This window comes from Salmonella sp. 32100201201700099SM, from assembly GCF_017572645.1.
In the GTDB taxonomy this organism is placed as follows: domain Bacteria; phylum Pseudomonadota; class Gammaproteobacteria; order Enterobacterales; family Enterobacteriaceae; genus Salmonella; species Salmonella enterica.
The window spans coordinates 16,982-42,005 of record NZ_JAGERQ010000005.1 but is presented as its reverse complement, the minus strand read 5'-3'; the positions used below and the strand labels follow the sequence as shown (position 1 = coordinate 42,005).

The 25,024-nt window shown below is 53.1% G+C and carries 22 protein-coding genes, 1 tRNA gene and 2 pseudogenes; 8 read left to right on the top strand and 17 right to left on the bottom strand.

What is annotated here, in order from left to right:
* Nucleotides 1-9: 9 nt before the first annotated feature.
* Nucleotides 10-333 (top strand): heavy metal-binding domain-containing protein, encoded by a 324-nt coding sequence (locus J4685_RS09510; RefSeq protein WP_001160725.1) that lies wholly within the window; start codon nucleotides 10-12, stop codon nucleotides 331-333.
* Nucleotides 330-1,160: an N-acetylmuramoyl-L-alanine amidase gene (locus J4685_RS09505; RefSeq protein ID WP_001202292.1), complete on the top strand. Its 831-nt coding sequence runs from the start codon at nucleotides 330-332 to the stop codon at nucleotides 1,158-1,160. The genes J4685_RS09510 and J4685_RS09505 overlap by 4 nt, the downstream gene beginning before the upstream one ends.
* Here the strand turns inward: J4685_RS09505 and J4685_RS09500 are convergent.
* The 7 genes from J4685_RS09500 to J4685_RS09470 all read right to left on the bottom strand — a co-directional run bounded on the left by J4685_RS09500 (nucleotide 1,157) and on the right by J4685_RS09470 (nucleotide 10,301).
* Complete coding sequence (locus tag J4685_RS09500; RefSeq protein ID WP_000866901.1) at nucleotides 1,157-2,170, bottom strand: NAD-dependent epimerase/dehydratase family protein; 1,014 nt, start codon at nucleotides 2,168-2,170, stop codon at nucleotides 1,157-1,159. The two genes, J4685_RS09505 and J4685_RS09500, sit on opposite strands and share 4 nt — an antisense overlap.
* Nucleotides 2,171-2,265: 95 nt before the next feature.
* A complete protein-coding gene (locus J4685_RS09495) occupies nucleotides 2,266-3,699 on the bottom strand; it encodes an SDR family oxidoreductase (protein WP_000079020.1) in 1,434 nt (477 codons plus the stop codon).
* Nucleotides 3,700-3,709: 10 nt separating this feature from the next.
* The gene (ltaE, locus tag J4685_RS09490; protein WP_000566419.1) at nucleotides 3,710-4,711 is read right to left on the bottom strand and encodes a low-specificity L-threonine aldolase; all 1,002 of its coding nucleotides are present in this window, start codon (nucleotides 4,709-4,711) and stop codon (nucleotides 3,710-3,712) included.
* 38 nt (nucleotides 4,712-4,749) lie between these two features.
* Nucleotides 4,750-6,468: a ubiquinone-dependent pyruvate dehydrogenase gene (poxB, locus tag J4685_RS09485; RefSeq protein WP_000815316.1), complete on the bottom strand. Its 1,719-nt coding sequence runs from the start codon at nucleotides 6,466-6,468 to the stop codon at nucleotides 4,750-4,752.
* A gap of 157 nt (nucleotides 6,469-6,625) precedes the next feature.
* The gene (gene hcr, locus J4685_RS09480; protein WP_000178698.1) at nucleotides 6,626-7,594 is read right to left on the bottom strand and encodes an NADH oxidoreductase; all 969 of its coding nucleotides are present in this window, start codon (nucleotides 7,592-7,594) and stop codon (nucleotides 6,626-6,628) included.
* An 11-nt stretch (nucleotides 7,595-7,605) separates the two neighbouring features.
* Nucleotides 7,606-9,258, bottom strand: coding sequence for a hydroxylamine reductase (hcp, locus tag J4685_RS09475; RefSeq protein ID WP_000458794.1), 1,653 nt, complete (start codon nucleotides 9,256-9,258; stop codon nucleotides 7,606-7,608).
* 143 nt (nucleotides 9,259-9,401) lie between these two features.
* Complete coding sequence (locus tag J4685_RS09470; RefSeq protein ID WP_000491118.1) at nucleotides 9,402-10,301, bottom strand: lysine exporter LysO family protein; 900 nt, start codon at nucleotides 10,299-10,301, stop codon at nucleotides 9,402-9,404.
* A gap of 201 nt (nucleotides 10,302-10,502) precedes the next feature.
* On the opposite strand from J4685_RS09470, the gene J4685_RS09465 reads away from it, so the two are divergent.
* Nucleotides 10,503-12,161, top strand: a complete 1,659-nt coding sequence (locus tag J4685_RS09465) for an ATP-dependent endonuclease (RefSeq protein ID WP_000599776.1) — start codon at nucleotides 10,503-10,505, stop codon at nucleotides 12,159-12,161.
* On the opposite strand, the gene J4685_RS09460 is transcribed toward J4685_RS09465, so the two are convergent.
* Entirely contained in the window at nucleotides 12,158-13,108 is a 951-nt protein-coding gene (locus J4685_RS09460; RefSeq protein ID WP_001617140.1) for a VirK/YbjX family protein, read from the bottom strand. The genes J4685_RS09465 and J4685_RS09460 overlap by 4 nt on opposite strands.
* 145 nt (nucleotides 13,109-13,253) lie before the next feature.
* On the opposite strand from J4685_RS09460, the gene macA reads away from it, so the two are divergent.
* Both macA and macB read left to right on the top strand, forming a co-directional pair.
* A complete protein-coding gene (macA, locus tag J4685_RS09455) occupies nucleotides 13,254-14,372 on the top strand; it encodes a macrolide transporter subunit MacA (RefSeq protein ID WP_001201759.1) in 1,119 nt (372 codons plus the stop codon).
* Nucleotides 14,369-16,315, top strand: coding sequence for a macrolide ABC transporter ATP-binding protein/permease MacB (gene macB / locus J4685_RS09450; protein WP_000125879.1), 1,947 nt, complete (start codon nucleotides 14,369-14,371; stop codon nucleotides 16,313-16,315). Before macA ends, macB begins: the two co-directional genes overlap by 4 nt.
* Before the next feature lie 129 nt (nucleotides 16,316-16,444).
* Here the strand turns inward: macB and cspD are convergent, their stop codons facing one another.
* A complete protein-coding gene (gene cspD, locus J4685_RS09445) occupies nucleotides 16,445-16,666 on the bottom strand; it encodes a cold shock-like protein CspD (RefSeq protein WP_000447499.1) in 222 nt (73 codons plus the stop codon).
* Between the two features lie 150 nt (nucleotides 16,667-16,816).
* Between cspD and J4685_RS22535 the strand changes: the two genes are divergently transcribed.
* The 3 genes from J4685_RS22535 to clpA all read left to right on the top strand — a co-directional run bounded on the left by J4685_RS22535 (nucleotide 16,817) and on the right by clpA (nucleotide 19,617).
* Nucleotides 16,817-16,894, top strand: a complete 78-nt coding sequence (locus tag J4685_RS22535) for a hypothetical protein (protein WP_212742690.1) — start codon at nucleotides 16,817-16,819, stop codon at nucleotides 16,892-16,894.
* A gap of 95 nt (nucleotides 16,895-16,989) precedes the next feature.
* Nucleotides 16,990-17,310, top strand: a complete 321-nt coding sequence (clpS, locus tag J4685_RS09440) for an ATP-dependent Clp protease adapter ClpS (RefSeq protein WP_000520789.1) — start codon at nucleotides 16,990-16,992, stop codon at nucleotides 17,308-17,310.
* Nucleotides 17,311-17,340: 30 nt separating this feature from the next.
* Nucleotides 17,341-19,617, top strand: coding sequence for an ATP-dependent Clp protease ATP-binding subunit ClpA (gene clpA, locus J4685_RS09435; RefSeq protein WP_000934064.1), 2,277 nt, complete (start codon nucleotides 17,341-17,343; stop codon nucleotides 19,615-19,617).
* 498 nt (nucleotides 19,618-20,115) lie between these two features.
* On the opposite strand, the gene J4685_RS09430 is transcribed toward clpA, so the two are convergent.
* The 8 genes and pseudogenes from J4685_RS09430 to J4685_RS09395 form a co-directional block, all read right to left on the bottom strand.
* The gene (locus J4685_RS09430) at nucleotides 20,116-20,595 is read right to left on the bottom strand and encodes a hypothetical protein (protein ID WP_023211570.1); all 480 of its coding nucleotides are present in this window, start codon (nucleotides 20,593-20,595) and stop codon (nucleotides 20,116-20,118) included.
* A gap of 19 nt (nucleotides 20,596-20,614) precedes the next feature.
* Nucleotides 20,615-20,977: a M23 family metallopeptidase gene (locus J4685_RS09425; RefSeq protein WP_231845267.1), complete on the bottom strand. Its 363-nt coding sequence runs from the start codon at nucleotides 20,975-20,977 to the stop codon at nucleotides 20,615-20,617.
* A pseudogene (locus J4685_RS22530) lies at nucleotides 20,966-21,852 on the bottom strand (IS256 family transposase); the annotation flags it as partial. The gene J4685_RS09425 and the pseudogene J4685_RS22530, both read right to left, overlap by 12 nt.
* 194 nt (nucleotides 21,853-22,046) lie before the next feature.
* Nucleotides 22,047-22,244 carry a hypothetical protein gene (locus tag J4685_RS09415; protein ID WP_001117984.1) on the bottom strand — a complete coding sequence of 66 codons (198 nt, stop codon included), beginning with the start codon at nucleotides 22,242-22,244 and terminating at the stop codon, nucleotides 22,047-22,049.
* A 161-nt stretch (nucleotides 22,245-22,405) separates the two neighbouring features.
* Nucleotides 22,406-22,759: pseudogene (locus J4685_RS22525) on the bottom strand (tyrosine-type recombinase/integrase); the annotation flags it as partial.
* Between the two features lie 460 nt (nucleotides 22,760-23,219).
* Nucleotides 23,220-23,307 (bottom strand) — tRNA-Ser (locus J4685_RS09405).
* A 149-nt stretch (nucleotides 23,308-23,456) separates the two neighbouring features.
* Nucleotides 23,457-24,134 (bottom strand): hydrolase, encoded by a 678-nt coding sequence (locus tag J4685_RS09400; protein ID WP_000097898.1) that lies wholly within the window; start codon nucleotides 24,132-24,134, stop codon nucleotides 23,457-23,459.
* Nucleotides 24,135-24,153: 19 nt separating this feature from the next.
* Complete coding sequence (locus tag J4685_RS09395) at nucleotides 24,154-25,014, bottom strand: pirin family protein (protein WP_000809972.1); 861 nt, start codon at nucleotides 25,012-25,014, stop codon at nucleotides 24,154-24,156.
* Between the last annotated feature and the right edge of the window lie 10 nt (nucleotides 25,015-25,024).

Here is a 25,024-nt window from a genome sequence, read left to right as displayed (position 1 = left end):
AGATTCACTATGCAGTTTTCAACAACCCCAACGCTGGAAGGGCAAAGCATCGTGGAGTATTGCGGTGTGGTAACGGGCGAAGCCATTTTAGGCGCCAATATTTTCCGCGATTTTTTCGCCGGCATTCGGGATATCGTCGGCGGACGTTCCGGCGCGTATGAGAAAGAGCTGCGTAAAGCGCGTGAAATCGCTTTTCAGGAACTTGGCGAGCAGGCTAAAGCGTTGGGCGCCGATGCGGTGGTAGGCATCGATATTGATTACGAAACTGTCGGCAAGGATGGCAGTATGCTGATGGTCAGCGTCAGCGGAACGGCGGTGAAAACGCGCCGATGAGAGCGCTACTGTGGCTGGTTGGTCTTGCGTTGCTGTTAACAGGCTGCGCGAGCGAAAAAGGAATTATTGATAAAGAGGGATATCAGCTTGATACCCGACATCGGGCGCAGGCGGCCTATCCGCGCATTAAAGTCCTGGTGATTCACTATACGGCGGAAAACTTTGACGTTTCGCTGGCGACGTTAACGGGCCGCAACGTCAGTTCGCATTACCTGATTCCCGCAACCCCGCCATTATATGGCGGTAAACCGCGCATCTGGCAACTGGTGCCAGAACAGGATCAGGCCTGGCATGCGGGCGTCAGTTTCTGGCGAGGCGCCACGCGTCTCAATGATACGTCTATTGGCATTGAGCTGGAAAATCGCGGCTGGCAAATGTCCGGCGGGGTGAAATCTTTCGCGCCGTTTGAATCCGCGCAAATTCAGGCATTGATTCCTTTAGCGAAGGACATTATCGCGCGCTATAACATCAAACCGCAGAATGTGGTGGCCCATGCGGATATCGCGCCGCAGCGTAAAGACGATCCCGGCCCGCGCTTCCCGTGGCGCGAGCTTGCGGCGCAGGGGATTGGCGCCTGGCCTGACGCCCAGCGTGTGGCGTTTTATCTGGCTGGACGCGCGCCGTATACGCCAGTCGATACCGCAACGGTGCTTGCGTTACTCTCGCGCTATGGCTATGAAGTCAAAGCCGATATGACGGCGCGCGAGCAGCAGCGGGTGATTATGGCGTTCCAGATGCACTTCCGTCCGGCGCAATGGAACGGTATCGCAGATGCCGAAACGCAGGCGATTGCTGAAGCATTACTGGAGAAGTACGGCCAGGATTAACGCGGTAAATTTCCGTGATCGCGCAGCCAGGCGGCGGTGCGCTCAATGCCTTCGTCCAGCGTGACGATGGGCTGGTAGCCCAGCTCGTCCTGCGCGCGAGTCGTATCGAGCGTAAAATCAAAATTCAGTTTTGACACGCCGTAATGCGTTAGCGGGGGCTCTTTGGCGGATTTTTTGCCGAAGCGCTCCATACTGCGGGCGATCATATCCAGCATCGGGTAAGGCACAGAGCGAATGCGGCAGTCGATAGTCAGTTCATCAATTAACTTTTGTACGATGCTGCGTAAGGTGCGGTTTTCGCCGTTAGTGATGTTATAAGCGCGGCCAGAAGGCAGATGATCGCAGCCCGGCTGGCTGGCCAGCCACATGGCGTGGATCGCATTTTCATAGTAGGTCATATCGACCAGCGCGCTGCCCCCGTGCGGTAATAAGACGCTACCGTAATGGTGCATCATATGCGCCAGACGTGGGATAAATACTTTATCGTGCGGGCCAAACAGGCTTTGTGGACGCAATACCGTAAAATGTGTTTGCGGATTGGCCTGCGCCAACAGATTAATCACCTCTTCGCCGGCGGCTTTACTGCGGGCGAACTCATTGGCAAACCGATGCGGGCGGAAATCTTCTTTGATATCACGGTGATGGTGGTAATCAAAATAGAGCGAGGGAGAGGAGATATGAATAAAATTGCGCACGCCCCAGGCGACCGCCCATTCTCCCAGACGGCGGGTGGCGCGAACATTCGCCAGATCGAAAGCCTGTTGGGTTCCCCAGGGCGAGGTAAAGCTGGAGCAGTGCCACAACGTGTCGATCCCGGCAAGCATCACTTTAGCCTGCGAGGAGACCAGTTCGGTTAAATCCGCATGGACGAATTCCGCGCCCATTTTTTCAAGCAGCTTGCCCATCGCTTCATTGCGACCCGTCGCTCTGACGCTGATGCCTTTATTGCGCAAAAATTCAACCGCGTTTCGACCTAAGCCGCTGGTGGCGCCGGTAACCAGTACCTTCATATCAATCCACTGTGTTTAATAAACCGTCGTGCGCATTCTTCCGTGAATTACGTCGGTATGCAATGGGAAACACGAAAGAATACAGCAACTTTTTCTCATTTTTCTGTGATTTGTTCTGCAAGTCGGGCAATACGCCTTGCCATTCCCCGGAAAATAAACAGGTGCGCCGGGATCATCAGTAGCCAGTAAATCAGGCCCGGCATTCCGTGTGGATGCCACCAGGCGCGCACGTCAATTTCGCGGTAGCGACCTTTATCGTGCAGCGTGAAGCTAAGCCGCCCCAGACCCGGCGCTTTCATGCCAAACAAGAGCGTGAGCTGTTTTTCTGGCTCGACAATGATCACTTTCCAGCTATCTACCGTATCGCCAGGCTTGAGCAAAGTATGCGACGGGCGGCCTTTCGCCAGTTTATGCCCCACCAGACGGTCCATCGCGGCGCGCGTCTGCCACAAAATATTGCCGAAAAAATAGCCCTCTTTGCCACCCAGCCGATTTACGACCTGCCAGAGCGCTGATAGGCTGGCCGGGGTCTGCGCGGTAAAGCCCGCCTGCTTTGGAAAATAGCCGTATTCGGGACGCCAGCGGGCGAAGGCCAGCGCGTCGTAGCCCCAGTCGCTGGAGTTCACCAGTTTTTCTTCTTCTTTCAGCGTGCGGCGAACGGCGTCGTCAAAGGTGATAAGCGTTTGGGGGATCAACTTTTTTAACGCGGCGTCATCGGCCAGCAAATCGTGCCTTAACCCCTGGATTAAGGCTTTTGCGGTAGTCGGCGGCACGGAGGTAATAACGTTTAAAAACCAGACCGAAATCCAGCGGGTCGGAAAAGGCACCGGGATCAGCGGACGCCGTTTACCGCTGACGGCCATAAAACGTTCAAACTGCTGCTGATAGCTTAATACCTGCGGCCCGGCGGCTTCCAGAATACGATGCTCGCGCGCAGGGTGCTCCAGTAAGCCGACCAGGTAGTAGAGTAAATTTTCCAGGGCGATGGGCGTGGTGCGCGAACGCACCCAGCGCGGCGGCGTGAGTATTGGCAGGTTGTAAACCATGTCGCGCATGACTTCGAAGGCGGCGGAGCCTGCGCCGACGATGATCCCGGCGCGTAATTCCGTCACCGGTACGCCTGCGTCGCGCAGCGTGTCAGCCGTAAGCTGGCGGGCGCGCAGGTGATCGGATTGCTCATGCGCCGGCGCCTGCAGTGAACTGAGGAAAATAAGTTGTTTAACCGGCGTCTGGCGCAGCGCGTCGCGCACGTTGAGCGCCGCCTGACGTTCATGGGCGATAAAATCGCCGCCTTCGCCCATGCCGTGTACCAGATAGTAAACGGTATCAACGTCGCGAAGCAGCGTGGGTAAATTTTCCGGCCAGTGCAGATCGACCTTATGACAACTGACGTTGGCGAGGCGCTGTTTTTCCAGACGTTCCACGCGTCGCGCCGCCGCCCGCACCTGATGCCCTTGCTGACTTAGCGCAAAGACCAGGTGCTGGCCGATATAGCCGCTGGCGCCGAGAACCAGAATGCGTTGCGCCACGTTGCTCTCCTTAGCGGGCTAAAAAGGCGCGCCAGTGGGCGACGACGTCGGCAAGCTGTTCGCGAGAGACATCCAGATGCGTCACCAGACGCACAATCGGCGCGGCGTTAATCAGGATATTCCGTTCCCGCAAATAGTCGCCAAGCGCGGCGGCCTGTGCTTCGCCAACGCGAACAAACAGCATATTCGTTTCGTGGCGCATGACCTCCGCGCCCGCTTCCCGAAGCTGCTGCGCCAGCCAGGCGGCGTTATCATGATCCTCTTGCAGACGCGCCACGTTATGCTTCAGCGCATACAGTCCGGCCGCTGCCAGAATCCCGGCCTGACGCATTCCGCCGCCGACCATTTTACGCCAGCGCGTCGCGCGTTTAATGTAATCGCGGTTGCCGACCAGCAGCGAACCGACCGGCGTCCCGAGACCTTTTGACAGGCAGATGGTAAAAGAGTCGCAATACTGCGTAATCTCTTTTAACTCACAGCCGTAGGCAACCACCGCGTTAAAAATTCGGGCGCCGTCAACGTGCAGCGCCAGCCCACGTTCGCGGGTAAACGTCCAGGCGTCTTTCAGATACGCGCGCGGCAGCACTTTCCCGTTATGCGTATTTTCCAGACTGAGCAAGCGCGTGCGTGCGAAGTGGATGTCATCCGCTTTAATCTTCGCCGCCACGTTCTCCAGCGGCAGCGTACCGTCCGCGGCGGCATCAATAGGCTGCGGCTGAATGCTGCCGAGCACCGCAGCGCCGCCAGCTTCATAGAGATAATTATGCGCGCCCTGACCGACGATATACTCTTCGCCGCGTTCACAATGGCTAAGCAGCGCGACCAGATTGGCCTGGGTGCCGGTGGGTAAAAAAAGCGCCGCTTCTTTACCGGAAAAGTCGGCGGCGTAGCGCTGAAGGGCGTTAACGGTAGGGTCATCGCCGTATACGTCGTCCCCGACCGGAGCGGTCATCATCGCCTCAAGCATGGCGCGGCTCGGTCGGGTAACGGTATCACTGCGTAAATCAATCATGGCACATCCCTGGATTTTAAAAGGTGATGTGCACTGTTTTACCTTAGCCAGTTCGTTTTCGCCAGTTCGATCACTTCATCGCCGCGGCCGCTAATAATGGCGCGCAGCATGTACAGGCTAAAGCCTTTCGCTTGTTCCAGTTTGATCTGCGGCGGGATCGCCAGCTCTTCTTTTGCCACGACCACGTCAACCAGTACCGGGCCGTCAATGGAAAACGCGCGCTGTAGCGCTCCGTCCACGTCTGCGGCTTTTTCCACGCGAATACCGGTAATGCCGCAGGCTTCGGCGATACGCGCGAAATTGGTGTCGTGCAGTTCGGTACCGTCGGTAAGGTAGCCGCCGGCTTTCATTTCCATCGCCACAAAGCCCAGCACGCTGTTATTAAAGACGACGATTTTTATCGGCAGCTTCATCTGTACCACTGAGAGAAAATCGCCCATCAGCATACTGAAGCCGCCATCACCGCACATCGCGATAACCTGACGACCCGGCGCGGTGGCCTGAGCGCCGAGCGCCTGCGGCATGGCGTTGGCCATTGACCCGTGGTTAAACGAGCCCAGCAGGCGGCGCTTGCCGTTCATTTTTAGATAGCGGGCCGCCCAGACGGTCGGCGTGCCGACATCGCAGGTAAAAATAGCGTCGTCAGCGGCGAAATGACTAATTTGTTGCGCCAGATATTGTGGGTGGATGGCTTTATCGCTGAGTTTGGCTAAGTCATCAAGCCCTTTACGGGCGTCCCGATAGTGTTCCAGAGCTTTATCGAGGAATTTACGATTGCTTTTTTCTTCCACCAGCGGCAGCAGGGCGCGAAGCGTGGCTTTAATATCGCCCACCAGCGCCATGTCGACTTTGCTGTGCGCGCCAATACTGCCCGGGTTGATGTCAATCTGAATGATTTTGGCATCGCTCGGATAAAAGGCGCGATAGGGGAACTGGGTGCCGAGCAGGATCAGCGTATCGGCGTTCATCATGGTGTGGAAGCCAGAAGAGAAGCCAATCAGGCCGGTCATTCCCACATCATAAGGGTTATCGTACTCAACGTGCTCTTTGCCGCGCAGGGCATGAACGATTGGCGCTTTTAGTTTTGCCGCCAACGCGACCAACTCCTCATGCGCGCCCGCGCAGCCGCTACCGCACATCAATGCGATATTGCTGGAGTAGCGCAGCAGTTGCGCCAGTTTTTTCAGCTCTTCCTCCGCCGGCGTAACGACGGGGTGCGGGGCATGGTACCAATGGGTGACGGCGTTTTCAGGCGCGGGTTTCAGCGCCACGTCACCCGGAAGTACGACCACGGAGACGCCGCGATTTAGCACCGCTTTGCGCATGGCGATGGCGAGTACCTGCGGGATCTGCTCCGGGCTGGAAACCAACTCGCAATAGTGGCTGCATTCACGGAACAACTCCTGCGGGTGGGTCTCCTGGAAATAACCGCTGCCGATTTCACTGGACGGAATATGGGTGGCGATCGCCAGAACAGGGACGTGGTTACGGTGGCAATCAAACAGGCCATTGATCAGGTGCAGGTTGCCCGGTCCGCATGAACCTGCGCACACAGCAAGCTCGCCGGTAAGCTGCGCTTGTGCGCCGGCGGCGAAAGCGGCGACCTCTTCGTGGCGGGTTGGCATCCATTCAATGGTTCCCATACGATTAAGACTATCGCTCAGGCCGTTCAGGGAGTCGCCAGTGACGCCCCAGATTTGTTTTACGCCAGCCTGTTCCAGCGTTTTGGCGATAAAAGCAGCAACGGTTTGTTTCATGGTTCTCCATCTCCTTAAATGTGATAACGGTTACAAGTTTAGTTGAAGATGACGATGACGTTTTTCTTTGGCGGAGAGAGGGGCGAAAGGATGAAGCGAGTGGTAAATCGCCCGGTGGCGCTGACGCTTACCGGGCCTACGATGGAACGTTTACCGATTATGCGAGAACAAGATCGCCCTGCGGATGGCAGGAGCAGGCCAGTACGTAACCTTCGGCAATCTCCGCCTCGCTCAGCGTCATGGTGCTGCTCACCGTATAGTCGCCGGAAACGACTTTGGTTTTACAGCAGCCGCAAACACCTGCCCGACAGGCAGCGGCAACCGGTACTTTATTACTCTCCAGCGCCTCCAACAGCGTTGTACCGATCGGGGCATAAAATTCCTGCGCTGGCTGTAGTTTGGTGAATTTCAGGCCGCTGGTTGCCGTTTCCGCCACCGGCGTGAAGAACTTCTCTTTAAAGAAGCGCGTTACGCCAAGCGCTTTCACTCCCTGTTCGACGAAATCCATATAGGGCGCCGGGCCGCAGGTCATGATGGTGCGCGATGCCAAATCCGGTACGCGCTGTAATAATTCCGTGGTCAGACGGCCCGCGACAAAACCTTCCGTGGCATGATTTTCCGCCACTAGCGTGACCGGATACTGTCGCCACTCGTCGGCAAAAATCACATCATCCGGCGAACGGACGTTAAAGATGACCTGCACATCGGCCTGTGGGCGGTATTTTGCCAGCCAGCGACGCATCGACATGATTGGCGTTACGCCACAACCGGCGGCGAGCAGCAGAAACTTATCTTCTGTTTTATCGTCACAGGTAAAATCGCCCATTGCATCAGACAGCCAGATGTAATCGCCGCGCTTGATGTCATGGGTCAACCACTGTGAACCCGTGCCATCTTCAATCCGACGAACGGTCAGCGTGATATATTCACTGACGCCCGGCGTAGACGAAAGGGTGTAGGCGCGCAGCGTTTCCGCTGAATTACGCACGCTCACCAGCGCATACTGCCCGGCGCGATAAGGGTAGTAGTCATGGCATAATAGCGCAATTGTCCATACATCCGGCGTCTCCTGACGGATGTGATGCACCTGCATTCGCCAGGGACATTGTGAGGTTGGCATCGTCATCATTGACCTCCTTACGCGCTCAGCAATTGCTTCATGTCTTCTTCAACGGTGGTCACGGAGCGCAGGCCGAACTTCTCGTTGAGGATAGCCAGCAGATCCGGCGTGAAGAAGCCCGGCGCGGTCGGCCCGGTGACAATATTTTTCACGCCTAATGACAGCAGCGTCAGCAGAATCACGATCGCTTTCTGCTCAAACCAGGAGAGCACCAGCGATAGCGGCAGATCGTTGACGCCGCAGCCCAGTTTTTCCGCCAGCGTCACCGCCAGGATAATCGCGGAGTAAGCATCATTACACTGACCGGCATCGACCAGACGCGGCAGCCCTTCGATGTCGCCGAACTCCAGTTTGTTGAAACGGTATTTACCGCACGCCAGGGTCAGGATCAGGCAGTCATCCGGTACGCTGGTGGCGAAATCGGTAAAGTAGTTACGCTCGCCGCGCGCGCCGTCACAGCCGCCGACCAGGAAGATGTGGCGCAGTTTTTCACGGCTGACCAGATCGATGAGCGTATCGGCAGCGCCGAGCAGGGTCTGACGGCCAAAACCGACGGTGATGAGATGCGGAATTTCGCTATACGGGAAGCCCGCCATTTGCTGCGCCTGGGCAATGACCGGCCCGAAGTCATCGCCTTCAAGATGGCTAACGCCCGGCCAGCCGACGATGCTACGGGTCCAGATACGGTCGTCATAGCTGCCTACGGTCGGATCGATAATGCAGTTAGAGGTCATCACGATTGGGCCAGGGAAGCGGGCGAATTCGACCTGCTGATTCTGCCAGCCGCTGCCGTAGTTACCGACCAGATGCTTGAATTTACGCAGTTCCGGATAGCCGTGTGCGGGTAGCATTTCACCGTGAGTGTAGACGTTAACGCCGGTGCCTTCGGTCTGCTCCAGCAGGTTGTAGAGATCTTTCAGATCGTGACCGGAGATCAGAATGCACTTGCCTTCAGTCGCTTTGACGTTGACCTGAGTCGGCGTTGGGTGACCGTATTTGGTGGTCTCACCGGCATCCAGAATGCTCATCACTTTAAAGTTCATCTGGCCGATTTCCATTGCGCACTCCAGCAGCGCGTTCATATCAGCAGGCCAGGTGCCGAGCCAGGCCATGATTTTGTGGTACTGCGCATAAATGTCGTTGTCGTATTGACCGAGAACGTGCGCGTGTTCCATGTACGCCGCCGCGCCTTTCAGACCGTACAGGCACAGCAGACGCAGGCCGAGGATGTTCTCGCCAATGGCGGCTTTATCTTTATTCGGGGTAAATTCCGCTGCCTGACGTTGCAGTTCGCCCAGATCGTCGCTGACCAGTTGCAGATCGGCCATCGGATTGTCGCAATGCGCATTAGCATCCACGCTCAGGCACTGGGCTTTCAACGCTTCACGCATGGCAATCGCTTCACGGGCGTAGCCGACGATACGCGGAGAGTCGAAGTTAACATTGGTCAGCGTGGAGAAAAACGCGCGCGGCGCAAAGTTATCAACGTCGTGATTAATGATGCCATATTCACGGGCCTTCACCGCCCAGGCAGACAAACCTTGCAAAGCCGCAATCAGCAGATCCTGCAGATCGGACGTTTCAGCCGTTTTACCGCACATTCCCTGCGCGTAGGAGCAGCCGTTTCCGGCTGGTGTACGGATGGTTTGTTCACATTGCACACAAAACATGGTCACACCTTTTAAAGTTATATTTAATATACATGTTTAAGGTTATGCCTGTGAACAAAGGGATAAAAGGGTTTTCTGCCATAATGTGCAAGGAGATTGATTTAGCGCAATTTTGGCGGCAGATGCCTACCGCCAAAGAGGTATCAGGCCGAGAAGAACGCCATTAAGAGGGGGACCAGCAGGCTGAGGATAAAGCCATGTACGATAGCCGCTGGAACAATCTCTACGCCGCCGGAGCGCTGTAATACCGGCAACGTAAAGTCCATTGAGGTCGCTCCGCACAGGCCCAACGCTGTTGAACGGCTGCGGCGAACCAGACCGGGAATAAGCATAATGGCTAAGAGCTCGCGGGCCAGATCGTTAAAAAATGCCGCGCTGCCGATAACCGGTCCAAACGACTCCGTCAGCAAAATACCGGAAAGAGAGTACCAGCCGAAACCTGACGCCATCGCCAGGGCGGTTTTTAGCGGTAAGTCCAGGATAAACGCATTAATCACGCCGCCCAGTAATGAGCTTGCCACGACAACGACCGCGACCATCATTCCCCGGCGGTTAAGCACAATTTGCTTTAAGGTCATGCCGCTATTTCGTAGCTGAATCCCCACCAGGAACAATAAAAAGATCAGCGTATATTCACTGGCTTCGGTGGCGTGCTGTAAAACAGAGAGTCCGCTCAGGCCGATGACAAACCCCAATACCACTACGCCGCACAGTTGCAGCGACTCCAGCGCCATGGCAATACGCGAAGGAAGTTTTTCCTGCTGATGATGGTGACGCCACGGGAGGATACGTTCCAGCCACAATAAGGCGGCGATATTACACAATAAAATAATCGTAATACTGACGGCGGAATAATGAAAAATCGCCACCAGATTACTGGCGAGGTTATCCAAAAACGCCAGGCTTATTCCCATAAAAAAGAGAATAAGGTACACGATCCAGCTCAGTAGCCGGTTAATGAGTTGTAATGCGGCTTTATGTCGCAGTGGAATGAGATAGCCCACAATCAGTGGAACCAGAATGATTAAAAGTCCTGAAAACATGAACAGCCGGGCCCTTTTTTATTGTTTGAATAGCGTACATGACACTACCGAATTCCAGACTATCAGTAAAGCGACACCGTCAGCCGTACATTTATCAGACATTTGCCCCAGGCAAAGGGGGGGAATATCACGCCAGGCGGACGCATTTGCCGTTATACTGCGGTGAATTTTATGGAGTGATGACGTTTTTCTGGAGGAAGCATGATTCTCGAACGCGTTGAAATAGTAGGATTTCGCGGTATCAACCGACTGTCGTTGATGCTGGAGCAAAACAACGTGCTGATTGGGGAAAACGCCTGGGGAAAATCCAGCCTGCTGGATGCGCTGACTCTGTTATTGTCGCCGGAACTCGATCTTTACCATTTTGTCCGTGAGGATTTCTGGTTTCCGCCTGGCGACATAAAAGGACGCGAGCATCACCTGTATATTATTCTGACTTTTCGCGAAACGCAGCCAGGGCGGCATCGGGTACGTCGTTATCGAGCGCTGGAAGCATGCTGGTCGCCTTGCGAGGATGATTTTCACCGTATTTTTTATCGGCTAGAGGGCGAATGCGGCGCCGATGGCAGCGTGATGACGCTGCGCAGTTTTCTCAATAGCGATGGGCAGCCATTACTGGTGGAAAATATTAACGATCAGGTGCGCCACCTGGTTCGTCTGATGCCAGTGCTACGTTTGCGCGATGCGCGCTTTATGCGACGTATTCGCAACGGTACGGTGCCCAATGTGCCGGATGTTGAAGTCACGGCCCGACAGCTGGATTTTCTGGCGCGTGAGCTGGCGACCCGGCCGCAAAATTTAACCGACGGGCAGATTCGTCAGGGACTGTCCGCGATGGTGCAACTGCTTGAACACTATTTCTCAGAGCAGGGCGCAGGACAGGCGCGTCACCGACTCATGCGCCGGCGTTCGCAAAATGAGCAGCGTAGCTGGCGCTATCTGGATATTATTAATCGGATGATCGACAAACCGGGCAGCCGGTCGCATCGGGTGATCCTGCTGGGGCTTTTCTCCACGCTGTTACAGGCGAAAGGGACGCTGCGGTTACATAAAGACGCACGACCATTACTGCTGGTGGAAGATCCGGAAACCCGTTTACATCCCATTATGCTTTCAGTCGCCTGGCAATTGCTCAATCTGTTACCGCTACAGCGGATAGCGACAACCAACTCAGGCGAATTGCTCTCGCTAACGCCGGTGGAGCATGTCGTACGGCTGGTGCGCGAATCTTCCCGCGTCGCCGCCTGGCGTCTGGGCCCGGGCGGGTTAAGCGCGGAAGATGGACGGCGCATCGCCTTTCATATCCGCTTTAATCGCGCGTCGTCGCTGTTTGCGCGTTGCTGGCTACTGGTGGAAGGCGAGACGGAAACCTGGGTTATTAATGAGCTGGCGCGTCAGTGTGGACATCATTTTGATGCGGAGGGCATTAAAGTCATTGAGTTTGCTCAGTCTGGCCTGAAACCGCTGGTGAAGTTCGCCCGCCGTATGGGAATCGAGTGGCATGTCCTGGTGGATGGCGACGAAGCGGGGAAAAAATATGCCGCGACGGTCCGCAGTCTGCTTAATAACGATCGGGAAGAAGAACGCGAACATCTCACGGCGCTGCCTGCGCTGGATATGGAACATTTTATGTATCGTCAGGGCTTTGCCGATGTTTTTCACCGGGTTGCGCAGCTTCCGCCTAATGTGCCGATGAATACCCGGAAAATTATCACTAAAGCTATCCACCGCTCGTCAAAGCCGGATTTGGCGATTGAAGTCGCGATGGAAGCCGGGCGGCGGGGAATTGACGCCGTGCCGCCGCTGTTCAGAAAGATGTTCTCGCGCGTGGTTTGGCTGGCGCGGGGCCGGGCGGATTAGCGTTTGAATGTGGCCGGAACCTGTTCGACGACGCTATCGAGTAACGCATAGCGGCGGCGATACTCGGCCCGTTTTTTACTGGCGATCTCCGATTCGCTTTTTCGGGCGATCGCCAGCGGTAGCGCATAGTAATTTCCTTTAATTCTTTCACCGCCTAACGATTCCCAAAACGCGTCATAGTCGGCATGCATTTGCGTCTTTTTATCCATGTATCGCCAGCTACGGTAAACGTGCGCATCGTTACTCACAGCTATAATCTTTTCTGCCTGAAAGACTTGCGCAAACTGACAGAGAGCCTCCATCACGATGCGTTTGGGAAAAAGACCATGGCAGGCTTTGGTCGCCTGCTGGATAATTTCGTGAGGGACGTCATTTGCCGCGCCCTGTAATCCGCCGATAAATAGTGTGCGTTGTTGGTTAAAGCGACACAGAGTAAATGTGATCTCTGCCAGAATACGTAACTGTGCGTCGCGAACAACAATAGTGCTTTCACCTTCTTTATCCAGTGAGACCAGACTGACTAAATCAAGTTGAAACAACTCGCCGGTTTTAGTTTCAAATTTAGCAAGATTCAGGCCATACTGACTTAAATAGCTAACTTGTTGTTCCCGCGATAAAAGTTGGCGCATCTGTTGATAATGAAAACACAGAGCGTCTAAGGCGAAATCGCGTTTAATATTTACAGCCATATAAGGACGATGTAGCCGAATAGGCAAACGCGGCTGACGAGCAAGTAACGTATTTAACTCCGGCCATTGGGTGAGATTGGTCAGTAATTGGCTGGTTGCACGCGGCATGACTAATGAGCGGATTAAAAACTTGCGACGAAAGCTGGCTTTACGCCAGAATTTTCCTGGCTGTAATTGCCCGCGCGTCAGACGAATAAATAATTGTAAAGGAGAGATGTAATCTGAAGTGTACCAGGTATTATCTGTAAGCTGTGTCATGATCGTAATCCGCGACATAAGATTGTCGAGATTGAACCACAGGAAACATTAACCAATCGTCAATACAGCCGGCGCTATCTTTATTGCGTCAGGTTTGTTTAGATACGGTTTACTTTCTGGTTAAAATTTTGCCGTCAGGGTTTCTATGCGTGCTAAGGGAAAGAAATTTAAAAAGCGTTATCTGGTCATTATTTTAATTCTTTTAGTGGGGGGGATGGTTAGCTGGCGAATGATAAATGCCCCGCTGCCAACTTATCAGACATTAATCGTGCGGCCAGGCGATCTTGAACAGAGTGTACTGGCGACTGGAAAACTGGACGCGTTGCGTAAAGTGGATGTCGGCGCGCAGGTGAGCGGCCAGTTGAAAACGCTGCTGGTCTCCATTGGCGATAACGTTAAAAAAGATCAGCTACTCGGCGTGATTGACCCAGATCAGGCGGAGAACCAGATAAAAGAGGTCGAGGCCACCCTGATGGAGCTGAACGCGGAGCGTCAGCAGGCAGCCGCTGAGTTAAAGCTGGCGCGGGTTACGCTGGCGCGCCAGCAGCAGTTAGCTAAGACTCAGGCGGTATCGCAACAGGATCTGGATACTGCGGCGACGGAGTTGGCGGTTAAACAGGCGCGTATTGGCACCATAGATGCCCAGATCAAACGTAATCGGGCCTCGTTGGACACCGCGAAAACCAACCTGGAATATACCCGTATTGTCGCCCCCATGGCGGGGGAAGTGACGCAAATCACTACCCTGCAAGGACAAACGGTGATTGCAGCTCAGCAGGCGCCCAATATTCTGACGCTGGCGGATATGAGCACCATGCTGGTAAAAGCGCAGGTCTCGGAAGCGGACGTGATCCATCTTCGGGCGGGGCAGAAAGCATGGTTCACCATTGCAGGCGATCCGCAAACGCGCTATGAAGGCGTTTTAAAAGATATTCTGCCGACGCCGGAAAAGATCAACGACGCTATTTTTTATTACGCCCGGTTTGAAGTGCCGAATCCCAAAAGAATCTTGCGTCTTGATATGACCGCACAGGTTTATATTCAACTCATGGATGTCAAAAATGTGCTGATTATTCCTCTCGCCGCGCTTGGCGAGCCGGTGGGCGGTAATCGTTATAAAGTGGCGCTGTTGCGTAACGGCGAAAAACGTGAGCGCGAAGTGGTCATTGGCGAGCGTAACGATACAGACGTGGAAGTGGTTAAAGGTCTGGAAGCGGGCGATGAGGTGATCATCGGCGAGAGCAGGCCAGGAGCGACGCCATGACGGCATTGCTTGAACTGTGCAATGTGAGCCGCAGCTACCCCTCAGGAGAAGAGCAGGTGGCGGTGTTGAAAGATATCTCCCTGCAAATCCACGCCGGGGAGATGGTGGCGATCGTCGGCGTTTCCGGTTCTGGAAAATCAACGCTGATGAATATCCTCGGGTGCCTGGATAAACCGACCAGCGGCACTTATCGGGTGGCGGGGCGGGACGTCTCGACGCTGGACCCGGACGCGCTGGCGCAGCTGCGGCGTGAGCATTTTGGCTTTATCTTTCAGCGCTACCATCTGTTGTCGCATTTAACGGCAGCGCAAAATGTTGAAATCCCCGCCGTCTACGCCGGCATTGAACGCAAAAAACGCCAGGCGCGCGCCAGAGAGTTGCTTTTGCGGCTGGGATTAAGCGATCGCGTCGATTATCCACCTTCACAGCTTTCTGGCGGACAGCAGCAGCGTGTCAGTATTGCCCGCGCGCTGATGAACGGCGGACAGGTGATTCTGGCGGATGAGCCGACCGGCGCGCTGGATAGCCATTCCGGCGAAGAAGTAATGGCGATTTTGCGCCAACTGCGCGATCGCGGACATACGGTGATCATTGTGACGCACGATCCGCTGATTGCCGCCCAGGCGGAGCGGATTATTGAAATTCACGATGGCAAGATTGTCCATAATCCGCCCGCGCAGGAAAAGAAACGCGAACAGGGCGTTGACGCTGCCGTAGTTAATACGGCTCCCGGCTGGCGGCAATTTGCCAGCAGCTTTCGCGAAGCGCTGTCGATGGCGTGGTTAGCGATGGCCGCTAACAAAATGCGTACTTTACTGACCATGCTGGGAATTATTATCGGTATTGCGTCGGTGGTGTCGATTGTGGTGGTCGGCGACGCCGCAAAACAGATGGTACTGGCGGATATCCGCGCTATGGGCACTAACACGATTGATATTCATCCAGGCAAAGATTTTGGCGACGACAACCCGCAGTATCGACAGGCGCTGAAATATGACGATCTGGTGGCTATTCAGAAACAGCCGTGGGTTAACTCTGCGACGCCCAGCGTTTCAAAGAGCTTACGTCTTCGCTATGGCAATATTGATATTGCCGTAAATGCTAATGGCGTCAGTGGCGATTATTTTAACGTTTACGGCATGTCCTTTAGGGAGGGGAACACCTTCAATGCTGTACAGCAACAGGATCGCGCGCAGGTGGTGGTGTTGGATGCCAACACGCGACGCCAGCTATTTCCAAATAAAGCGAATGTCGTAGGAGAAGTGGTGCTGGTGGGTAATATGCCGGTTATTGTTATTGGCGTGGCGGAAGAGAAACCGTCCATGTACGGCAATAGCAATCTGTTGCAAGTTTGGTTGCCCTATAGCACGATGTCAGATCGCATAATGGGTCAGTCATGGCTTAACTCGATCACCGTTCGTGTGAAAGATGGCGTTGATAGCGATCAGGCTGAACAGCAGCTTACCCGCCTGCTCACCTTACGCCACGGTAAAAAAGACTTCTTCACCTGGAATATGGACAGCGTCCTGAAAACGGCTGAAAAAACCACCTATACTCTTCAGTTATTTCTGACGCTGGTGGCCGTCATTTCGCTGGTTGTCGGCGGCATCGGCGTTATGAATATTATGCTGGTTTCCGTCACCGAGCGAACGCGTGAAATCGGCATCCGTATGGCGGTAGGCGCGCGCGCCAGCGATGTGCTACAGCAGTTTCTTATTGAAGCGATGCTGGTTTGCCTGGTTGGTGGAGCGCTGGGGATTAGCTTGTCGATGTTCATCGCATTTATGCTACAGCTTTTCCTGCCCGGCTGGGAGATCGGTTTTTCACTGACAGCGCTGGCGAGCGCGTTTTTATGTTCGACGTTTACCGGGATATTGTTTGGCTGGCTACCGGCGAGAAACGCGGCGCGACTGGACCCGGTGGATGCGCTGGCAAGAGAGTAATCTTGCTGACGTCATTTGTCGGCCTGATAAGATGCAACAGTGTCGCCACCAGGCACTGGCGTTAAATAAAAATGCCAGCCGATCGGGCTGGCATTTTGCCTTCTGGATGTACACAATGAGACAGAGGAGCTATGCAACGGCCTCTGCTTCGATGGGTACGATGACGCTGGCGTGATTGCCTTTTGGCCCCTGGTGGACATCAAACCGGACAGACTGTCCGGCTTTAAGCGTTCTGTAACCATCCATTTGAATGGTGGAATAATGGGCGAAAATATCCTCGCCGCCGCCTTCAGGGCAGATGAAACCAAACCCTTTGGCATTGTTGAACCACTTTACAGTACCCGTTTCCATGCTTCGACATCCTTCGTAAATCTTATATAAGTAAGATGGAATGAACCGGTGACGGAGTGGGGGCTGTTCAAAACCTCACCAACTCTCGACATTACAATTTAGAGAAATCAGGCGAGGCGTCAAGCATCAGGCAGGGGGGATCGGGTAAAAATGAATCAAAAATTTGAAGCAGTTAACGCTATTGCCGGGAATGTGACAGATGTCGCGGATGGTACTGATAGATGTTAGTTATCTATCAATTGAGGTAGATTGATTGTGTGCATAGACTCTGGTCAGCGGCAGATTTTCCTGCCGACAACCGTAACCGATAATGACGACTGACAATGGGTAAGACGAACGATTGGCTGGATTTTGACCAGTTGGTGGAAGATAGCGTGCGCGACGCGCTAAAACCGCCATCTATGTATAAAGTGATATTAGTCAATGATGACTACACTCCGATGGAGTTTGTTATTGACGTGTTACAAAAATTCTTTTCTTATGATGTAGAACGTGCAACGCAATTGATGCTTGCAGTTCACTATCAAGGCAAAGCTATCTGCGGCGTGTTTACCGCCGAGGTGGCGGAAACCAAAGTGGCGATGGTGAACAAGTATGCAAGGGAGAACGAGCATCCGTTGCTGTGTACGCTGGAAAAAGCCTGAATGCAGGTATAAAAATTGGGGGAGGTGCCTATGCTCAATCAAGAACTGGAACTCAGTTTAAACATGGCTTTCGCCAGAGCGCGCGAGCACCGTCATGAGTTTATGACCGTCGAGCATCTGTTGCTGGCGCTGCTCAGCAACCCATCGGCTCGCGAAGCGCTGGAAGCATGCTCCGTGGATCTGGTGGCGCTCCGTCAGGAACTCGAAGCCTTCATTGAACAAACCACACCCGTACTGCCTGCCAGTGAAGAAGAGCGTGATACGCAGCCGACGTTAAGTTTCCAGCGTGTCCTGCAACGTGCCGTCTTCCATGTTCAGTCTTCCGGGCGTAGTGAAGTGACTGGCGCTAATGTGCTGGTGGCTATCTTTAGCGAACAGGAATCACAAGCGGCTTATCTGCTGCGCAAGCATGAAGTGAGCCGTCTGGATATCGTGAACTTTATTTCTCACGGGACGCGAAAAGACGAACCGAGCCAATCTTCCGATCTCGGCAATCAGCCAACTGGCGACGAACAAGCTGGCGGGGAGGAACGTATGGAAAACTTCACGACGAATCTTAACCAACTTGCTCGCGTGGGTGGCATCGATCCGCTGATTGGTCGTGAAAAAGAACTGGAACGCGCGATCCAGGTCTTGTGTCGTCGCCGTAAAAATAACCCGCTGCTGGTGGGGGAATCCGGCGTCGGTAAAACGGCGATTGCCGAAGGGCTGGCCTGGCGTATCGTGCAGGGCGATGTGCCGGAAGTGATGGCCGATTGCACCATTTACTCTCTGGATATCGGTTCGCTGCTGGCGGGCACCAAATACCGCGGCGATTTTGAAAAACGGTTTAAGGCGTTGCTGAAACAGCTTGAGCAGGATACCAACAGCATCCTGTTTATCGATGAAATCCATACCATTATCGGCGCTGGCGCGGCGTCGGGTGGACAGGTGGATGCGGCAAATCTGATTAAACCGCTGCTTTCCAGCGGCAAGATCCGGGTGATCGGCTCAACGACCTATCAGGAATTCAGCAATATTTTTGAGAAAGACCGCGCATTAGCGCGCCGTTTCCAGAAAATTGATATTACCGAGCCTTCGGTGGAAGAGACGGTGCAAATTATCAACGGCTTGAAACCTAAGTACGAAGCGCACCACGACGTGCGTTATACCGCGAAAGCGGTGCGTGCGGCGGTCGAGCTGGCGGTAAAATATATCAATGACCGCCATCTGCCGGATAAAGCCATTGACGTGATTGACGAAGCGGGCGCTCGGGCGCGTCTGATGCCGGTGAGCAAACGTAAGAAAACGGTCAACGTGGCGGATATTGAGTCCGTAGTGGCGCGAATTGCGCGAATTCCTGAAAAGAGCGTCTCGCAGAGCGATCGTGATACGCTGAAGAACCTGGGCGATCGTCTGAAAATGCTGGTCTTCGGCCAGGATAACGCGATTGAGGCGCTGACCGAAGCTATTAAGATGAGTCGTGCGGGCCTGGGCCATGAGCATAAACCTGTCGGCTCATTCTTGTTCGCCGGCCCAACTGGCGTAGGGAAAACTGAAGTTACGGTACAGCTTTCAAAAGCGCTGGGTATTGAGCTGTTGCGTTTTGATATGTCCGAATATATGGAGCGTCATACGGTGAGCCGTCTGATCGGCGCGCCTCCGGGATACGTCGGTTTCGACCAGGGCGGGCTGCTGACGGATGCGGTGATTAAGCATCCTCATGCGGTGCTGTTGCTGGATGAGATCGAAAAAGCGCACCCGGATGTCTTTAACCTGCTGCTGCAGGTGATGGATAACGGTACGCTGACCGATAACAACGGCCGCAAGGCGGATTTCCGCAACGTGGTGCTGGTGATGACCACCAACGCCGGCGTGCGAGAAACCGAACGTAAATCTATTGGTCTTATTCATCAGGACAACAGTACCGATGCGATGGGCGAGATCAAGAAAGTGTTTACGCCGGAGTTCCGTAACCGTCTCGACAACATTATTTGGTTCGATCATCTGTCTGGCGAGGTGATTCATCAGGTTGTCGATAAGTTTATCGTCGAGTTGCAGGCTCAGTTGGATCAGAAAGGCGTCTCCCTGGAAGTCAGTCAGGAAGCGCGCGACTGGCTGGCGGAAAAGGGCTATGACCGGGCGATGGGCGCACGACCAATGGCACGTGTGATTCAGGATAACCTGAAAAAACCGCTGGCCAATGAGTTGCTGTTTGGATCGCTGGTTGATGGCGGACAGGTCACCGTCGCGCTGGATAAAGAGAAAAATGCGTTGACGTATGGCTTCCAGAGTGCGCAAAAGCACAAGCCGGAAGCCGCGCATTAATCTTCGTTTCACTGCCGTACAAACCGGGCCTTAGCGCCCGGTTTTTTATGCCGGCTAATAGTTAGCCTGATGGCGTTGTGCTCGCGGTAGGCGGATAAGGCGCTTGTAAGTTGCGCCATCATCCGGTAATCGACGGGTCAAATGCGAAAAAAAAAGCCCGCCGACAGAAGACGTTCCATGAATGTGCGGAAGCCGTGCTGGAAATTTTAGGCCCATTGAGTATGCGCTTGTCTCATGGATGCTCTTGTTCTGCCGGGTAAGCGGTCTGCTACAGCCATACCTTCCACAGGATAATACTGTACCAGAAGCTGATATTCCCGCTCATGCCAGTGGCGAGAGTAGGTTTTCACGAATTCCAGTTCTTCGAGCGTCCAGATTGTGCGGTGATATCTGCCTTTTGATTTTATCATCAACTTACTTTCCAGATAGAGTTACGCATTACAAATTTTAAAAAATCTATTCTGATTTGCTTTATTTTCGTAAGAGAATATTCATTTTTTAAACCCCACAGTATCCCGTCATATTAAGTGTTTTTTCATCGCTTTTTGTTTTGACGACAATAGTGGCTTTAATGTCGCTTCCTTCATCATCATTTTGCTCTGCCACTGGAATCTGTTTTATGAAGATAGAAAAATCCTTATTTTTATATACTGAGTCATTTTCACCTGATGATATCTGTTTCAATATTGTTATATTCCCATTCAGTTTCATGATGGCAGAGTAAGTACATTCTTCACCATCCGCAGGACAAATCGCCCCTTCAATATAGTTATAGGAATCCTCCTTCTTATTATCGGCCAGGCGCAGAGTGCAAGTGGAGTGCCTCAAATCATCAGTAATCTCTCCATCAGTAATCTCCCCAATGTCGAAGCTATTAGTGTTTAGGCCATCTAATGGTATGTTGCCAGGTTCGGTTGCAGCACAACCAACAATGCCAGATAACATCAGAACTAAAATAAAACCTATATATTTAAGCACTTTATCAATTCCTTGAAGATCAAACTTTTGGAAGATTATTTTTCCATACATTCAGATATGGTGCAGGATCTGTTACATCGGAACGCCTTCTTAATTCACCTACACGTGTTGTAAGACTGGCCGAGGATGCTCCATTGGTATAAATTTCCAGATGCAACATAGATGAACCACTGTTCAGCCTCCCCACCTTAGCAATAATCTGACCTTTTTTCACAGACGACCCACCTATGTGTGATCCATTAGCAATTTCGCCATAACGAAGGATTAATTCACCATGTCTGATTTCTACAGCAGAAGTACCAGAGTAAAAGGGATAAGGGTTATGCACCAGCACTCCATCAGCAACAGCATAAATAGGGATCCCTGGGGGAAACGCATCCATCGCCATCAGTGCCGCATCTTCGGTCGGGGCCTGATAGACCGTCTTCAGGCCGCTGGTGGCGGCTTTGTAGTCTTTCCAGGACACGTATTTCAGGCTGTTACGCACCATATGGATAATGCATAGCTGGATATGGATTTGCGGGAAGACGCTGTTTATCGTATCCGGGAAACCCTTCAGACCGTCCACACAGGCAATCAGGATGTCCTGAAGGCCCCGCTTTTTCAGCTCCGTCAGCACGCTTAGCCAGAACTTTGTGCCTTCATTTTCGGCCAGCCACATACCCAGTAACTCTTTCTGGCCTTCGGTGTTGATACCCAGTGCCAGGAAGACGGCTTTGTTGATTACGCTGCCATTCTGATGAACTTTGACTACATACAATCCATATAAACAATGGGATACAGCGCATCCAGTTGCCGGTTTTGCCACTCAGTGACCTGCTCTTTTACGGCGTCGGTGACTTTAGATATCAGCGAGGGTGACACATCGACGTCGTACATCTCTTTGAAGATGGCGACGATTTCGCGGGTAGTCATGCCTTTGGCGCAGAGGGATAAAATCTGGCTGTCCATCTGCGTAATGCGCGTCTGGTGCTTCTTAAGCAGCTGTGGTTCGGAGGTGTTTTCACGGTCACGCGGCGTGTTCAGTTCAATCTCACCGTCATCGCATAACACCGTTTTTGACGAGTAGCCATTGCGGGTGTTTGAGCCTGTTTTGGGCGCATTTTTCTCATGCCCGGGGTGGTCAGTCAGCTCCGCATTGAGCGCCGTTTCGACGGTTAATTTCGTCAGCATGCGGGAAAACTGATTGAGGTCGGCTTCGGTTTTAAGGTCTTTAGCCGGTTCAGCGGCCAGTGCTTTGAGTTTCTTTTCGTCCATAATGTGCCTGTCTCCGTTACTGGAGTGAACATATCAAAAACAGGCAATTACACAATTTTAATTACAGTCTCTATGGCACTGGCGAACCGGCGATTAACACGTTTCGGTTTGGCCTCTGTACGGTGAAAAAGCTGCTTCACTTCAGGATTATCCCGATGCTGGAGCTGATGCTGTCCTTACCAATGCCAAAAAAACTAATCCTCTTCTCTGAAAAGAGTAGTCTTACACTTAGCACAAAGAATTCTTCTGTGATTATCCCATACCTGTATCAAACCAACATCGCTGAATTTCTCGTGACCACAACTGTAGCAGGATATTTTGCTCATATTGTGTTTTTTAATATATTCATCTTTGGTGGGAAGTTGCTTCCAATAGCCTATCAGTCCGGGCATAACCTCTCCTTGAGTGGTTTATGTAATTTGCAAACCATGATAATAATCATATAAGAAATAGTTAATTTTGAAATTATCCCTTATCACATTTTCGAAAGCGAATGCTATTAGCATCACACTTTCTACGTTGTTATCAACGATAATGCTTTCGTACATGTAGCTTAGCTGTTGGCAGTGCTATACCCCGTCCAGTCATCCATCAGCGCCACTCGTTTAGGCCATAACGTCCCACGCTGATACGCTGCTTCAGCCTTATCTGCCAACTGGTGTGCCAACGCATGTTCAATAACCTCACGTTGATAGTCCGTTGTTTCACCAGCCCACTCACGGAAAGTAGAACGGAAGCCATGTTGCGTTAAGTCGGTATATCCCATTCGTTTCAATACAGCCAATAACGACATATCAGAAAGTGTTTCAGCGCCAGGGGCAGGGAATACATGATTGTTATCTTTTAATCGTGGTAAATCTTTTAACAAATCAACAGCAGCATCAGACAGAGGAACTCGGTGCTTTTTTACTACCGAGAGATACTTATGCAAACTTTTCTAAAGCGTTTCAGGTAGGGAAGTAGGGCTGTTTTTACACAATCTACAGCAACTTCCCTATAGCAACGAAAGATCCAAAAACAAACCTTTCATCAGGAAAATCACAGCAAAAACAAGGAGTTTAGATGCAAAAAAAGCCCGTACTTTCGTACGAGCTCTTTCTTGAATATGGCGGTGAGGGGGGGATTGACTCGCTGCGCTCGCCCCTTCGGGGCAGCCCGTTCGCTGTGCGCCCGGTCTGTCCAACTGGCTGCGCCGCTACTCAGCCCATCCCTGGGCCTCGCCCCTTCGGGGCCAGAGCAAGCTCTGTTCAAAAACGCTCCCGGCGTTTTTGTGTCGAACCCCGGTCGGGTGTTCTCATCCCCCCTTGGTTTGGGGGATGCATATAAGCAAAAAGCCCGTACTTCTGTACAGGCTCTCAACTTGAATATGGCGGTGAGGGGGGGATTCGAACCCCCGATACGTTGCCGTATACACACTTTCCAGGCGTGCTCCTTCAGCCACTCGGACACCTCACCATATTGTATTGCTGCCTGACCGCTTGGGGGGGCAACGGGGCGCTACTATAGGGAGTTGCGCTAAAACGGTCAAGCAGAATTTACATATTCACTGTCGTTTGCTCATGCAATAGACATAATCCCCGCCCAAACTGGCGCGGGGAGGCAAATTAGCGCTGTGAATCCAACATTTCGTTGTTTTTCACCACATCCTGCGCTTTGCTGTAGCTTTCGATCAGCAGTTGATAGGCCGGGAATACCTGAGTATAAACGTCGGCCCACGCGGCGGCGTCTTCACGGTTCCAGGTGCCTTGCAGCTCAGAGGCAACTGCGGCAGTATCCATCGGTACGACGCCAGCCTGTACGATACGCGCCAGGGTGATCTCCTGCGCCATCTTACTGTAGGTACCGGATGCGTCGATCACGGCAAATACCTTATAACCTTCTGCTACCGCGCTAATGGCCGGGAATGCCATGCACACGCTGGTAATCGTCCCGGCAATGATCAGCGTCTTACGACCCGTCGCTTTTACCGCCTTAACGAAATCTTCGTTATCCCAGGCGTTAATTTCACTTTTGCGCGCAATGTACTGTGCATGTGGCGCATTAGCGTGGATCTCCGGGATCAGCGGGCCGTTCGGACCTTGCGGTACGGATGCCGTGGTAATGACCGGCATTTTCGCTAACGTCGCCATCTTCGCCAACGCCGCGGCGCGAGCGCGTAATTCCGGCATTGGCATATCGCCTACGGTCTGGAAAAGACCGCTTTGATGATCGATTAAAAGCATCACGGAATCGTTAACATCAATTACCGGGCGCAAACCATTAAAATTAGCAGGACTTGACATCGTGTTCTCCTTCATGTTTTCAGATTTGGCCAAAACGGCCGGAGTTGAAATCGCGGACTGCTTCTGCGATCTCTTGTTTCGTGTTCATAACAAATGGGCCGTAACCCACAATCGGTTCATTCAGCGGCTCGCCTGATAACAGCAATACGCTGGCGTCGCTGCTGGCCTCAAGGTGCAGCGTTTTCCCTTGCTGGCTCAATACCACCAGTTGCGCTTCGTTGACCGGCGTCGTGCCGTTCACCGTGATATTGCCTTTCAGTACCACCAGCGCGGCGCTCCATCCTTCCGGCTGTGCCAATGTAAACTGGCGATTGCGTTGCAGGCGCATATCCCAGACATTGAGCGGCGAGAAAGTGTGCGCCGGGCCTTTTGTCTCTTCATAACGCCCTGCGATGACCCGCACGACTCCGACGTCATCCGGCAACGTAACGGTCGGGATAACATCGTGGGTAATGCTTTGATAACCCGGGGTGGTCATTTTGTCCTTCATGGGAAGGTTAACCCACAACTGCACCATTTCCAGTTCGCCGCCCCGACGGGTAAACGCGTCGGAGTGGAACTCTTCATGCAAAATGCCTGCGCCTGCGGTCATCCACTGAACGTCGCCCGGGCCGATAACGCCGCCGCGACCGGTAGAGTCCCGATGCTCGACTTCGCCACTATAAACAATCGTCACGGTCTCGAAACCGCGGTGTGGATGCTCCCCAACGCCGCGTTTTTCATTACCCGGCGTAAAGGTGTGCGGCCCGGCATAATCCAGCAGCAGGAATGGACTCAACTGCTGCGCATGTGACTGATAAGAAAAGAGTGAACGAACCGGAAATCCATCGCCAACCCAGTGCGGGCGAGGTGCGGTATAGACGCCTGTAATCTGTTTCATGGTGTTCTCC